This is a genomic window from Gordonia sp. SGD-V-85 (assembly GCF_001456905.1).
GTDB lineage: Bacteria > Actinomycetota > Actinomycetes > Mycobacteriales > Mycobacteriaceae > Gordonia > Gordonia hongkongensis.
Map to the genome: position 1 here is coordinate 15,326 of NZ_LNQO01000018.1, position 13,881 is coordinate 29,206.

10 protein-coding genes and 2 tRNA genes are annotated in these 13,881 nt (G+C 66.6%); 10 read left to right on the plus strand and 2 right to left on the minus strand.

From position 1 onward, the window contains the following. Positions 1 to 22 precede the first annotated feature (22 nt). Entirely contained in the window at positions 23 to 166 is a 144-nt protein-coding gene (rpmH, locus tag AS181_RS18400) for a 50S ribosomal protein L34 (protein ID WP_004020968.1), read from the minus strand. A 498-nt stretch (positions 167 to 664) separates the two neighbouring features. Between rpmH and dnaA the strand changes: the two genes are divergently transcribed. The 10 genes from dnaA (at position 665) to AS181_RS18450 (ending at position 13,267) form a co-directional block, all read left to right on the plus strand. Next, a complete protein-coding gene (gene dnaA / locus AS181_RS18405; RefSeq protein ID WP_058252994.1) occupies positions 665 to 2,173 on the plus strand; it encodes a chromosomal replication initiator protein DnaA in 1,509 nt (502 codons plus the stop codon). A 654-nt stretch (positions 2,174 to 2,827) separates the two neighbouring features. Beyond that, positions 2,828 to 3,997, plus strand: coding sequence for a DNA polymerase III subunit beta (gene dnaN, locus AS181_RS18410; protein ID WP_058252995.1), 1,170 nt, complete (start codon positions 2,828 to 2,830; stop codon positions 3,995 to 3,997). A gap of 42 nt (positions 3,998 to 4,039) precedes the next feature. Then, positions 4,040 to 5,239 (plus strand): DNA replication/repair protein RecF, encoded by a 1,200-nt coding sequence (gene recF / locus AS181_RS18415; protein ID WP_058252996.1) that lies wholly within the window; start codon positions 4,040 to 4,042, stop codon positions 5,237 to 5,239. Then, complete coding sequence (locus AS181_RS18420; protein WP_058252997.1) at positions 5,232 to 5,816, plus strand: DUF721 family protein; 585 nt, start codon at positions 5,232 to 5,234, stop codon at positions 5,814 to 5,816. Before recF ends, AS181_RS18420 begins: the two co-directional genes overlap by 8 nt. 342 nt (positions 5,817 to 6,158) lie before the next feature. Continuing rightward, positions 6,159 to 8,225, plus strand: a complete 2,067-nt coding sequence (gene gyrB / locus AS181_RS18425) for a DNA topoisomerase (ATP-hydrolyzing) subunit B (protein ID WP_058252998.1) — start codon at positions 6,159 to 6,161, stop codon at positions 8,223 to 8,225. Positions 8,226 to 8,269: 44 nt separating this feature from the next. Continuing rightward, a complete protein-coding gene (gene gyrA / locus AS181_RS18430) occupies positions 8,270 to 10,759 on the plus strand; it encodes a DNA gyrase subunit A (protein ID WP_058252999.1) in 2,490 nt (829 codons plus the stop codon). 118 nt (positions 10,760 to 10,877) lie between these two features. Beyond that, a complete protein-coding gene (locus AS181_RS18435) occupies positions 10,878 to 11,768 on the plus strand; it encodes a DUF3566 domain-containing protein (RefSeq protein WP_058253052.1) in 891 nt (296 codons plus the stop codon). Positions 11,769 to 11,834: 66 nt separating this feature from the next. After that, positions 11,835 to 11,908, plus strand: a tRNA-Ile gene (locus tag AS181_RS18440). 61 nt (positions 11,909 to 11,969) lie between these two features. Continuing rightward, a tRNA-Ala gene (locus tag AS181_RS18445) sits at positions 11,970 to 12,045 on the plus strand. A 289-nt stretch (positions 12,046 to 12,334) separates the two neighbouring features. Beyond that, a complete protein-coding gene (locus tag AS181_RS18450) occupies positions 12,335 to 13,267 on the plus strand; it encodes a saccharopine dehydrogenase (protein ID WP_058253053.1) in 933 nt (310 codons plus the stop codon). On the opposite strand, the gene AS181_RS18455 is transcribed toward AS181_RS18450, so the two are convergent. Next, entirely contained in the window at positions 13,264 to 13,842 is a 579-nt protein-coding gene (locus tag AS181_RS18455) for a dihydrofolate reductase family protein (protein WP_058253000.1), read from the minus strand. The genes AS181_RS18450 and AS181_RS18455 overlap by 4 nt on opposite strands. Between the last annotated feature and the right edge of the window lie 39 nt (positions 13,843 to 13,881).

The window sequence follows — 13,881 nt, forward strand, 5'->3', positions numbered from 1 at the left end:
GGGACCCGGTGAGAGCCGACGATCAGGCGGTGAGCTTCGCGCGGCCCTTGGAACGACGGCCGCTGACGATCGCGCGTCCGGCGCGGGTCCGCATGCGCAGACGGAATCCGTGCACGCGCGCGCGACGACGGTTGTTCGGCTGGAAAGTACGCTTGCCCTTGGCCACGGTGACTCCTTGTGCTCCCTGTGGGCACGCCGGTTACCCGGGCATGACCCACATGTTGTCGTTGGTCTGTTGATCCAGGACGGTGCCGAACTGGTGTCGGTGATGACTCGGCGAACACGGAAGTTCGCCGCGCAAATCCGCAACCTGGATGACCAGTCGAGACTACTGACACCGGGCGTCCAAATCAAACGGCGACGTCCGTTCTCCGGGACCGTTCGCGACCAGTGTGTTCTGGGCCACGAAAGCAAGATTGTCAGCAGAATCGAGTCAAACGTCCCGATCGCTTTGTGGCCCTCCCCGACCTCTGTTACGTTCACTCACAGCGTCGGCCACCCCTCCCGTCGAGGTAGATCTTCGAGGACCTGGCTCCGACCGAAGTCCCCAGTTCGTCACCTTTGTACACAGGTGTGGATAACCCTGTGGAGAGACGGGGACTCCGGCGCAGATGCCACCGCTCTCGTGATCGCTGGTAGTTTTCCGGACCAGGAGGCCAGCCCCGTGACTTCAGACCGAGACACTTTCGGCGAGGTGTGGCAACAGGTCGTCGCCGAACTCAACGACGACGAAGCCGCACGCGACCACGAACCACTGACACGCCAGCAGAAGGCGTGGCTGTCACTGGTTCGACCCCTGACCCTCACCGAAGGCTTCGCCCTGCTGACCGTGCCGACGGCGCTGGTCCAGGAACAGATCGAACGCAATCTCCGGGAGACCATCCGCTCGGTCCTCAGCCGCCACCTCGACGAACCCGTCGATCTCGGCGTCCGTATCGCCACCCCGCGCAACGACGAGCCGGTGGCGGAAACACCCGTTCCCGACGTACGGCCCATCGCCGGAGCGGCCGCAGCGGTCGACTACACGGCCGCACCCGTGGGCGCGGGCCGCGCGCCGTCCCCGGTGCCGGAGTCGACGCGCCCGTCCGGCGACTGGGCGTCGTACTTCGCCGAGCGGCCGACCTCGACGCCGCCGGCCACCGGCGCAAACCTCAACCCCAAGTACACCTTTGACACCTTCGTCATCGGCGCGTCGAACCGGTTCGCGCACGCCTCGGCGGTGGCGGTCTCGGAAGCCCCCGCCCGGGCCTACAACCCACTGTTCATCTGGGGAGAGTCCGGACTCGGCAAGACGCACCTGTTGCACGCCGCGGGCCATTACGCGCAGCGCCTCTTCCCGGGCATGCGGGTCAAGTACGTGTCCACCGAGGAATTCACCAACGACTTCATCAACTCGCTCCGCGACGACCGGCGGGTGGCGTTCAAGCGCCGGTATCGCGACGTCGATGTGCTGCTGGTCGACGACATCCAGTTCCTCGTGGGCAAAGAAGGTATCCAGGAAGAGTTCTTCCACACCTTCAACACCCTGCACAACGCGAGCAAGCAGATCGTCATCTCCTCTGACCGGCCGCCGAAACAGCTTGCGACACTGGAAGATCGGCTTCGTACGCGGTTCGAGTGGGGCTTGATCACCGATGTCCAGCCGCCCGATCTGGAGACCCGGATCGCGATTCTGCGCAAGAAGGCGCAGATGGACAACATCGCGGTTCCCGACGAGGTTCTCGAACTCATCGCGTCGAAGATCGAGCGCAACATCCGTGAACTCGAGGGTGCACTCATCCGCGTGACGGCGTTCGCGTCGCTCAACGACGCCGCTCTCGACAAGTCACTCGCCGACGTCGTCCTGCAGGCCCTGCTCCCCAACTCGGGGACCCTGGAGGTCAGCGCGGCGAGCATCCTCGCGATCACCGCCGAGTACTTCGACATCTCTGTCGAGGAACTACGAGGTCCCGGTAAGACACGGTCGATCGCCCAGGCCCGCCAGATCTCCATGTACCTGTGTCGTGAGCTCACCGACCTCTCGCTGCCGAAGATCGGCGAGACCTTCGACCGCGATCACACGACGGTGATGTACGCCGAACGGAAGATCCGCAAGGAGATGGCCGAGCGCCGCCGGGTGTACGACCACGTCCAGGAACTCACCGCCCGCATCAAGCAGCGCGCCGTGGGCTGACACGCGCACACCTACAGCTCTCCGCACCCCCGAGGCCACGACGGCCCGGGGGTGCGGTCGTCCGGGGGTGTTCCGCCGCCCGCAGTGGCATCCGATGGCGACTGCGATGGCCCCTTCGAATGCCAAGTCTGGTCCTCGGGTCGAGAGTCTTCGCCGCCGTGGACCGCCTTCCCACAGTCGGATTCGGCCGACATCGACCCTGCTCACGATCGATCACCAGCTGTGCACAATCCTTGGGATAACCGGGGTCGGCATGTGCATCGCCGGTGGACGCCGCGCGAACAACATGAGAACTCCACATCCCCGGACGGATCCGCTCGACGTTGCTCCACCGGTCATGCACACGTCCACACCCGCCCGGACTGGCCCGATGTCATGGTTGTCCACAGATTGCACAACTCCTATTACTGAGATGGATCCCTCTAGAAAGAGATTCTTTTGTAAGAAGGTCTGTGCACAGACCGTCGCCGATCGGGTCGCCCGCGGCCGGCTCCGACGACGGTCTGACTTGGCCCCAACCACTCCGGCTCGGGCGGCGGCGTTCTACAGTGGGATTCCCGGATGCGGGATCCCACTCCAGGCCGGCCGACCCGCTGCGGCGCCGACCCGGCGATCCAGGCGGGAACGAGAACGAGAGAAGGGCAACCTCCCAGCATGAAGTTTCGTGTCGCGCGTGACGAGTTCGCTGATTCCGTCGCCTGGGTGGCCCGCAGTCTCCCGTCTCGTCCGCCCGTCCCGGTTCTCGGCTGTGTGGTGCTCAACGTCGGCGAAACGGGCCTGACCGTCTCGGGTTTCGACTACGAGGTCTCGGCCCAGGAAAATCTGGGCGCGGAGGTCGCCGAGCCCGGACAGGTCCTGGTCTCCGGTCGGCTCCTCGCCGACATCACCAAGGCCCTGCCGAACAAACCGGTCGATGTGACCCTCGACGGTGCACGCGTCGCGATCACCTGTGGCAGCGCGAAGTTCTCGCTCCCGACGATGCCGGTCGAGGACTACCCGCAGTTGCCCGACGTGCCCTCCGTCACCGGAACGATCCCGTCGCAGCTCTTCGCCGAGGCGATCTCGCAGGTGGCCGTGGCGGCCGGCAAGGACGACACCCTGCCCATGCTCACCGGTGTCCGCGTCGAGATCGAGGGCAACTCCGTCGTCCTCGCCGCGACCGACCGTTTCCGCCTCGCGGTGCGTGAATTGCAGTGGGAGCCTTCCGATCCCGACACCAAGGGGGCCGTCCTGGTGCCCGCGAAGACGCTCTCGGAGAGCGCCAAGACCGCAGGTGCCGAGGGCACCGGCGTCGTCTCGCTGGCGTTCGGTGGTGGCGCGGCCATCGGATCCGACGGCATCCTCGGCATCCTGGGAGAGACCAAGAAGACCACCACCCGCCTGCTCGACGCGGAGTTCCCGAAGTTCCGTCAGCTGCTCCCGGCCAGCCACACCGCCGTCGCCACCATCGACAGTGGTCCGCTGATCGAGGCGATCCGGCGTGTGGCCCTGGTCGCCGAGCGCGGCGCGCAGGTCCGGATGGAGTTCTCCGAGGGATCCGTGCTGCTCACCGCGGGCGGCGACGAGGCCGGCAAGGCCGAGGAGGAGCTGCCCGTGTCGTTCCAGGGTGAGCCCCTCACGATCGCGTTCAATCCCGGGTACCTGCAGGACGGGTTGTCGGCGATCAACGCCGACGCGGTGGACTTCGGATTCACCACCCCCAGTCGGCCTGCCGTCCTCCGCCCGGCCAGCGGAGAGGATCCGGTCGCGGACGAGTCCGGCGCCTTCGTCGCTCCCGAGAGCGCGTTCAGCTACCTGTTGATGCCCGTCCGCCTCCCGGGCTGACGGCCGCTACGGCCTCACCGTCCTCAGGATCGACGCCGACTCGTGTTCGTCCGTGAGCTGCATCTGCGCGATTTCCGATCGTGGCGGGCCGTCGACCTCGATCTGGCACCCGGGCCGACGGTCTTCACCGGCCGCAACGGCTTCGGCAAGACCAATCTGCTCGAGGCGCTGTTCTATCTCTCGACGCTGCGCTCACACCGGGTGAGTTCCGATGCACCGCTCGTACACGCGGGATCGGCGTCGGCGTCGGTGACCGCGACGGTCGAGAACGACGGCCGTGAGCTGACCGCCGAGCTGCGGATCAATGCCGAGGGCGCCAACAAGGCGACGATCAACCGCAGCCCTGCGCGGCGGCCCCGCGACCTGCTCGGCATCCTCCGTACGGTGCTGTTCGCGCCGGAGGACCTGTCCCTGGTGCGTGGTGACCCGAGCGACCGACGACGCTTCGTCGACGAGCTCGTCGCGCAGCGGGGTCCCCGTTTCGCCGCCGCCCGCGCGGACTACGACCGGGTCCTGCGTCAGCGGTCGGCCTTGCTCAAGACTGCCGCCGCGGCGCTGAGACGTGGTGGGCAACAGGCAGATTCGGTGGTCAGCACGCTCGATGTCTGGGACGGTCAGCTCGCGGATGTCGGCGGTCAGGTGATCGCCGCGCGGTTGTCGGTGCTCGCCGAGCTCGAGCCGCACTTCACCGGCTCGTATGCGTCGATCGCGCCGCATTCACGGCCGGCCGTGCTCCGGTATCGTCCCGCCGGCGGTGTGGAGATCGAGGAACACACACCCGAGGCGATCGCCGACGTGCTGGCACTACGCCTGACGGAGTTGCGCGACAAGGAGATCGAGCGGGGCTTGTGTCTCGTCGGTCCGCATCGCGACGACATCGACATCGTCCTCGGCAGCGATATCGCGAAAGGCTTTGCCTCACACGGGGAATCCTGGTCGTTGGCACTGGCTCTGCGCCTCGGCTCCGTCGAGCTCACCCGCGCCGAAGGTGTCGAGCCGGTGATCATGCTCGATGACGTGTTCGCCGAACTCGACGCCAAGCGGCGCGCGCAACTCGTCGATTTCACCGCCGACGCCGAGCAACTCCTCATCACCGCCGCCGTCGCCGAGGACATCCCCGGGCGGATCGGTGGCCGGCGGATCGGCGTCGATGTGGTCGACGACGATGCGGGCCGGCGGTCGCACATCGTCGACTCTGCGCTCGACGATGTGACGGCAGCGGGGGAGGAAGCCCATGAGTGACGATCGCCCGTCCGGGTCCCCGGATCCTGCCGACCCCGCACCACGGCCGACACCGCCCGGCGAACTCGGCGGGTACGAGCGTGCCCGCAAGGCGCTCGAGGAGGCCCGGGCCCAGGCCCGCGCCGCGGGTAAGTCGGTCGGCAGGGGCCGGGCGTCACCCGTCCGTCGGGTCCCGCGCGGATCCCAGGGGCGTCGACGCTGGTCCGGCTCCGGTCCGGATCCGCGGGATCCGCAGCCCTTCGGCCGGCTCGTCGGAGGTCTGGCGAAGGATCGCGGGTGGCAGGAGAAGATCGGCGAAGGCACCCTGTTCGGGATGTGGGAACAGATCGTGGGTTCGGACATAGCCGCTCATGCGAAGCCGGTTGCGTTGCGCGACAACGTCCTCCACGTGCAGGCCGAGTCGACGGCATGGGCGACGCAACTTCGCTACATCCAGGCCCAGATCCTCGCCAAGATCGCGGCCGCCATCGGCAACGGCCAGGTCACCTCGTTGCGGATCAGCGGTCCGAAGGGCCCGTCGTGGCGTAAGGGTGAACGGCATGTGCGCGGGCGCGGCCCACGCGACACCTACGGCTGACGCGCCGCTAGCAGACTCGACCGCACTTTACTAGTTGCAGAGCCTCGTGGGCCGTTTTCCATCCCCAAGCCACGATCGAACCGGGATCGAGGCAAAAAAATCGTTCTGAGGGCCTGTTAGCGGCCCCGGATGCGCGTTCCAGGGCGAGTCAGGCAGTACACTGTGGAGAGTTGTCCCGACAGGGGTGCACAACAGCAGACAGACAGCGCCTCCAGGCTACCCGGATGTACCCACCGGGTATCCCTGTGCGCGCAACCGCCGTGTGCCCCGTCGAGAAGGATCGACGACGGATCCGGAGACCACCTGATCCGTCGGTGAGCAGAACAGGAGCGGACGCACCTCGTGGCCGACACCAACGACACCGGACCGAAGAAGAACAAGAAGAAGCCGTCAGAGTATGGCGCCGATTCGATCAACATCCTCGAAGGTCTGGAAGCCGTCCGCAAACGGCCCGGCATGTACATCGGATCCACCGGTGAGCGAGGGCTGCACCACCTGATCTGGGAAGTCGTCGACAACTCGGTCGACGAGGCGATGGCCGGCTTCGCCTCGCGCGTCGACGTGACCCTCCTGGCCGACGGCGGCGTCCAGGTCGTCGACGACGGCCGCGGCATCCCGACCGGCATGCACCGCACGGGCGTGCCGACGGTCGAGGTCGTCATGACCCAGCTGCACGCCGGCGGCAAGTTCGACTCCGACGCCTACGCGGTGTCCGGTGGTCTGCACGGCGTCGGCATCTCGGTGGTCAACGCGTTGTCCACCAAGGTGGAGCTGGAGATCCAGAACGACGGATTCAACTGGGAGCAGACCTACACCTACGCGACACCCGGCGCCCTCGAGAAGGGGACCCCGACGCGCAAGACCGGCACCACGGTGCGGTTCTGGCCGGACCCCGAGATCTTCACCGAGACCACACGATTCAACGCCGAGACCGTGGCGCGTCGTCTGCAGGAGATGGCCTTCCTGAACAAGGGCCTCACCATCACGCTGACCGATCAGCGTCCACAGGCCATCGAGCCGCCGGGTGACGCCGACGGTGACGAGGAGAGCGGCACCACCGAGGCCGCCGAGGCGGTGAAGTCCGAGGAGGAGAAGGCCGCCGCCGCGGCCAAGCCGAAGACTCGGACCTATCACTACCCCGACGGGCTCGTCGACTACATCAAGCACCTCAACCGGACCAAGCAGTCGATCCACACCACCGTCGTCGGCTTCACCGGCCAGGGCACCGGCCACGAGGTCGAGGTCGCGATGCAGTGGAACGCAGGCTATTCCGAGTCGGTCCACACCTTCGCCAACACCATCAACACCCACGAGGGTGGTACCCACGAAGAGGGTTTCCGCGCCGCGCTGACCCTCACCGTGAACAAGTACGCGGTGGACAAGAAGCTCATCAAGGACAAGAAGGAAGACCGCCTCTCGGGTGACGACATCCGCGAGGGCCTCGCCGCGGTGATCTCGGTGAAGGTCGGTGATCCGCAGTTCGAGGGCCAGACCAAGACGAAGCTGGGCAACACCGAGGTCAAGGGATTCGTCCAGCGCGTGTGCAGTGAGCACCTCGGACACTGGTTGGAGGCCAACCCGGCCGAGGCGAAGACGATCATCAAGAAGATCGTCGAGTCGCAGCGGGCCCGGATGGCAGCACGCAACGCCCGCGATCTGGTGCGCCGCAAGACCGCCACCGACATCGGTGGCCTCCCCGGCAAGCTCGCCGACTGCCGCAGCAACGACCCGAGCAAGTGCGAGGTCTACATCGTGGAGGGCGACTCGGCCGGCGGCAGCGCCAAGTCGGGCCGCGACTCGATGTATCAGGCGATCCTTCCGTTGCGCGGCAAGATCATCAACGTCGAGAAGGCGCGCATCGACCGGGTGCTCAAGAACACCGAGGTCCAGTCGATCATCACCGCCTTCGGCACGGGCATCCACGACGAGTTCGACATCAGCAAGCTCCGCTATCACAAGATCGTGCTGATGGCCGACGCCGACGTCGACGGTCAGCACATCTCGACCCTCCTGCTCACCCTGCTGTTCCGCTTCATGCGGCCGCTCATCGAGCACGGTCACGTGTTCCTCGCGATGCCGCCGCTGTACAAGCTCAAGTGGCAGAAGTCGGCTCCGGAGTTCGCCTATTCCGACCGCGAGCGGGACGGACTGCTCGAGGCCGGTCGTGCGGCGGGCAAGAAGATCAACACCGACGACGGCATCCAGCGGTACAAGGGTCTCGGTGAGATGAACGCCAAGGAACTGTGGGAGACCACGATGGACCCGGCCGTGCGTGTCCTGCGCCAGGTCACCCTCGACGACGCCGCGGCCGCCGACGAACTGTTCTCCATCCTGATGGGTGAGGACGTCGCCGCCCGACGCAGCTTCATCGCCCGCAACGCGAAAGACGTTCGCTTCCTCGATGTCTGATCGCGGGTTCCTGCGATTCCGCTCCGATCGGAGAAAGTACACACATGACTGACACCACCCTGCCGCCCGCCGGCGGTGAAGGCGATCGCATTGAGCCCGTCGATCTCGGGCAGGAGATGCAGAAGAGCTACATCGACTACGCGATGAGCGTCATCGTGGGCCGTGCGCTCCCCGAGGTCCGCGACGGTCTCAAGCCGGTGCACCGCCGCCTCCTCTACGCGTCCTTCGACGCCGGGTTCCGCCCGGACCGCAGCTACGTCAAATCGGCGAAACCCGTTGCGGAGACGATGGGTAACTACCATCCGCACGGCGACACCGCGATCTACGACGCCCTGGTGCGCCTCGCCCAGCCGTGGTCAATGCGGTACCCGCTCATCGACGGTCAGGGCAACTTCGGCTCGCGGGGCAACGACGGTGCCGCGGCGATGCGTTACACCGAGGCCCGGCTCACCCCGCTGGCCATGGAGATGCTGCGCGACATCGGCGAGGAGACAGTCGATTTCGTCCCCAACTACGACGGCAAGACGAATGAACCGACGGTCCTGCCGTCGCGTATCCCGAACCTGCTGATCAATGGTTCCGGCGGTATCGCCGTCGGTATGGCGACGAACATGCCCCCGCACAACCTCAACGAGGTTGCCGATGCGGTGTTCTGGGCGCTGGAGAACCACGACGCCGACGACGAGACCACCCTCGCCGCGTGCATGGAGTGCATCAAGGGACCCGACTTCCCCACGGCCGGACTGATCGTCGGCAGCCAGGGGATCAAGGACGCCTACACCACCGGGCGCGGCAGCATCCGGATGCGCAGTGTCGTCGACATCGAGGAGAACAAGGGATCCACCACGCTGGTGGTCACCGAGTTGCCCTACCAGGTCAACCCGGACAACCTGATCCAATCGATCGCCGAGCAGGTCAACGAAGGAAAGCTGAAGGGCATCAGCCGGATCGAGGATCAGTCCTCGGACCGCGTCGGCATGCGGATCGTGGTGACGCTGCGTCGCGACGCCGTCGCCAAGGTCGTCCTGAACAACCTGTACAAGCACAGCCAGTTGCAGACCAGCTTCGGTGCGAACATGCTGTCCATCGTCGACGGCGTGCCCCGCACGCTGCGTCTGGACCAGATGATCCGCTACTACGTGGCGCATCAGATCGACGTCATCGTGCGACGGACGCGGTACCGGTTGCGCAAGGCCGAGGAGCGCGCGCACATCCTGCGTGGTCTGGTGAAAGCCCTTGACGCGCTTGACGAAGTGATCGCGCTGATCCGCCGCTCGGCCAACACCGAGACCGCGCGTACCGGCCTGATCGACCTCCTCGACATCGACGAGATCCAGGCCGATGCCATCCTCGCGATGCAGTTGCGCCGTCTGTCGGCCCTGGAACGCCAGAAGATCGTCGACGAACTCGCCGAGATCGAACTCGAGATCGCCGATTACAAGGACATCCTCGACCGGCCCGAGCGTCAGCGCGCCATCGTGCGCGACGAGCTCAAGGAGGTCGTCGAGAAGTACGGTGACGAGCGTCGGACCAAGATCATCGCGGCCGACGGCGATGTCAGCGACGAGGATCTGATCGCTCGCGAGGACGTCGTCGTCACGATCACCGAGACCGGATACGCCAAGCGCACCAAGACCGACCTGTACCGCAGTCAGCGTCGCGGCGGCAAGGGTGTGCAGGGTGCCGGGCTCAAGCAGGACGACATCGTCAAGCATTTCTTCGTGTGCTCGACCCACGACTGGATCCTGTTCTTCACCACCAAGGGTCGCGTCTACCGCGCCAAGGCCTACGAGCTGCCCGAGGCGAACCGCACCGCCCGTGGTCAGCATGTCGCCAACCTCCTGGCCTTCCAGCCGGAGGAGCGGATCGCCCAGGTCATCCAGCTGAAGACCTACGAGGATGCGCCGTATCTGGTGCTCGCCACCCGCAACGGCCTGGTGAAGAAGTCGCGACTGGTCGACTTCGACTCCAACCGCTCCGGCGGCATCGCGGCGATCAACCTGCGTGGCGAGGACGAGTTGGTCGGCGCCCAATTGTGCAGCGCCGACGACGATCTGCTCCTGGTGTCGCAGAAGGGACAGTCGATCCGGTTCCACGCCGACGACGAAGCCCTGCGGCCGATGGGCCGGCAGACCTCCGGCGTCCAGGGCATGCGGTTCAACACCGACGACACGCTGTTGTCACTGAACGTCGTCCGCGAGGGCACCTACCTGCTGGTCGCCACGTCCGGCGGGTACGCCAAGCGGACCGGTATGGACGACTACCCGGTGCAGGGTCGCGGCGGCAAGGGTGTGCTGACGATCGCCCACGATCGTCGACGCGGTGAACTGATCGGCGCGCTCATCGTCGACGACGACTCCGAGCTCTACGCCATCACCTCGGGGGGCGGCGTCATCCGCACCACGGCGAAATCGGTGCGCAAGGCCGGACGCCAGACCAAGGGTGTCCGTCTGATGAACATCGACGAGGGCACCACGGTCATCGCCATCGCCCGCAACGCCGACGAGCCGGACGAGACAGAGGTCTCTTCCTAGGCGTTAGGGTGAAGGCTACTGTTGCTCGACCCGTCGCGAGTCGACGGGTCGGGGAACGGCGGGCTCGGACCCGGCGCCGAGCGAGCAACGTCAGGAACGCCTGAGTGAGGGAATGTCTGTGAGCACACCGAACGAGCCGCATCAGGACCAGAACGGGCGCCCCGCCGGGGGACCGGCGGGACCCGGAACGGGAACCCCGACCGGGGGACTGGTGCCGCCGTGGCAGCGGGGGCCGGCCGACGATCCGTCGGCCGCCCCGACCGAGACGTTCAACCGCGACGCCGCCCAGCGTCCGAGCACCGGTGAGGGCCCGGCAGGCCCGCCGCTGAACAACCCGGGCGGCCCGCCGCCGCGCGGCGTCGTGACGAACAGCGGCACCGCTGCCGCCAGCATGAGCGGCCAGCAGGCCCCGGTGACCAAGCTGGAGAGTCCGCGCCGATCGGGTACGGCGACGGCGACCGAGGAACCCGGCTTCGTCGAGTCACCCACCAGCACGATCGATCGCGGGCACCTTCCGGAGAACGATCTGCCCGACCTCGATCAGATCCACCACACGGCGGACCTGAAGCGACCCGAGACGGCACAGGCGCCGGGATCCAAGCCCTCCGCACCGCGGTCGGCGCCTCGCCAGGTACTCGCCGCCGGGACCGCGCTGCGCGCCTCGGTGCAGGTGCGTCGGATCGACCCGTGGGCGACGTTCAAGGTCGCGGCCGTGCTGTCGGTGGTCGGGTTCTTCATCTGGATGATTTCCGTCGCCGTGCTGTACCTCATCCTCGACGGCATGGGCGTGTGGGATCAGGTGAACAACAGCTTCGGAACGCTCATGGCGGAGGAATCGGCCGCGAGTAACGACGTGATCGGGGCGGGCACCGTCTTCGGCGCCGCGGCGCTCCTGGGCGCCATCAACGCGATCCTGCTGACCGCGCTCGCGACGATCGGCAGCTACATCTACAACATCTGTGCCGACCTCGTCGGCGGCGCCGAGGTGACTCTCGCCGACCTCGATTGAGCGAGCCCCTGACCAGCCGTTTTGTTTGTTGGGGCATCGGTCGGGTAATCTCACTCCTCGGTTCAAGGGCCTATAGCTCAGGCGGTTAGAGCGCTTCGCTGATAACGAAGAGGTCGGAGGTTCAAGTCCTCCTAGGCCCACTGCGACAGATGTTTTCGGACATCGGAATCTCGCATCCCGCCGAACCGATCGGTACGGCCCGGGGCCTTAGCTCAGTTGGTAGAGCGCTGCCTTTGCAAGGCAGATGTCAGGAGTTCGAATCTCCTAGGCTCCACCACTTCACCTCGAAGGCGACGAGCGGCTTGACGAGCCCCTCGTCGCTTTTCGTGTTTCCGCGACATGCACACGCCGGTCAGGCGACGCCACACGTTGCGGTCCGGGATGTCGCCGCGGTCGCCGTCACTGCGGGCCTCGGTCGTCCAGCCGCGGACCGATCGCGCCGATCAGGTTCCCCAGCTCCGCGCTCATGGCGCCATCTTTGCAGATTCCGCAAAGGTGCTCGCCGGTCGCGACCGCCGTCCCCGAGCATGGTCCTGAAGAAGACGGGGACGAGGAAAGTGGAGTGGATGAGCGAATCGAACAAAGGTGAGCACCTGCGAGTCCTGCTTCTCGGCGGGCGGGGTGCGGTGGGCACCGTCGTTGCCCGCGAACTCGAGCAGGACGGTCACGTCGTGACCGTGACGAGCCGCACGGCGCGCGGGGACGCCCGGATCGATCTGCGGGCCGACCTCGCGACCCTGCGCGACCTCGCTGCCGAACACGATGTCGTCGTCAACGCCTCCGGCATCGAACGCCCGGAGCTGGGAGCCGCGACCGGGCAGACGCCGCTGGTCGACATCTCGGCCTCCGGCGCCTATCTCGACCGATTACGCGCCACCGCCACCGGACCCGTCGTCCTGGGGGCAGGGTTGGCACCGGGCCTCAGCACCATCCTGACCGCCGCACTCGACTCGCGGCCCGGCGACGATCTCGATGTGCTCGTGATGCTCGGAGCCGGGGAGAAACACGGTCCCGCCGCGGTCGCGTGGACCGTCGGACTGGTCGGCGCCGACGTCCACCGCCCGCCGGAGACTCGGCCGGTGCGGAATCTCCGGGAAAGCCGGCAAGCGACCGGACCCGACGGCCGGGCCCGGCGCTACCTACGCGCGGACTTCCCCGACCATGTCCTTCTCGGCGACAGACCCGGCGTGGTCCGGTCGTATCTCACCCTCAGTTCGAGGCCGATGACCGCGGCACTCGGTCTGATCGGTCGGGTTCCGGCATTGCGCAGCACGCTGACGTGGGCGCCTGCCCTCGGGTCGGACGCATGGCATGTCGTCGCCGAGAATCGGCGCACCGGCGAGCGTCGGGAGGCCTCGGGCTCCGGGCAGTCCGAGGCGACGGGCCGGTTGACCGCACTGGCTGCCTCGCGAGCGGCGGGCCAACTCCGCAGCACCACCAGGACCGTGTCGATGGCCGACCTCGTGGCGGCCGACGAGGCGCTCGCGGTGCTGAGCTAGGTCCGTGCCTGCGTCGCGGCGTACTCCGCGAACGACACCCCGGAGTCGAACTCCCGTGCGCTGATCCTCTCGAACCGCCGCGGCGCATAGGTTCCCGGCGCCACGAACGGGATACCCGCACCGAGCAACACGGGGTGCCGTTTGAGCACGAAGCGGTCGATCTCCCCGGCGAGCTGCGCAGCGAGTCTGCCACCACCGCACAACCAAATGTCCAGACCGTCCCGGTCTTTCAGTTCGCGGACCACCTCGGCCGGATCGCGGTCGGTGAATGTCACGCCATCGACCGGTTCGTGGTGGCGGTGGGTGAACACGTACTGATTTAAGTGCCGGTACGGGCTCGTGACGTCGGGCAAGCCGGCCGCGTAGGTGCCGTAACCCATCAGGACGGTGTCGAACCGATCGCCTCGTGGAATCACACCGAGCATCTCGGCGTAATGCGTCGGAAGCGTGTCCGAGTACTGCTCATTGATGCCGTCCATGTGATCGCCTTCGAAGAGGAAGGCGTCGAACTGGCCGTCCGGTCCGGCGATGTACCCGTCGAGACTCACGGCTACGTAGTACACGAGTTCACGCATGCTGTTCCCCAATCACTTCAGATGTAGTGGTTGGAAACT

Coding starts and splice junctions, on each gene's coding strand:
- dnaN (WP_058252995.1), top strand. CDS start 2,828: ATGAAGTTTCGTGTCGCGCGTGACGAGTTCGCTGATTCCGTCGCCTGG.
- AS181_RS18420 (WP_058252997.1), top strand. CDS start 5,232: ATGAGTGACGATCGCCCGTCCGGGTCCCCGGATCCTGCCGACCCCGCA.
- gyrA (WP_058252999.1), top strand. CDS start 8,270: ATGACTGACACCACCCTGCCGCCCGCCGGCGGTGAAGGCGATCGCATT.
- AS181_RS18450 (WP_058253053.1), top strand. CDS start 12,335: ATGAGCGAATCGAACAAAGGTGAGCACCTGCGAGTCCTGCTTCTCGGC.
- AS181_RS18455 (WP_058253000.1), bottom strand. CDS start 13,842: ATGCGTGAACTCGTGTACTACGTAGCCGTGAGTCTCGACGGGTACATC.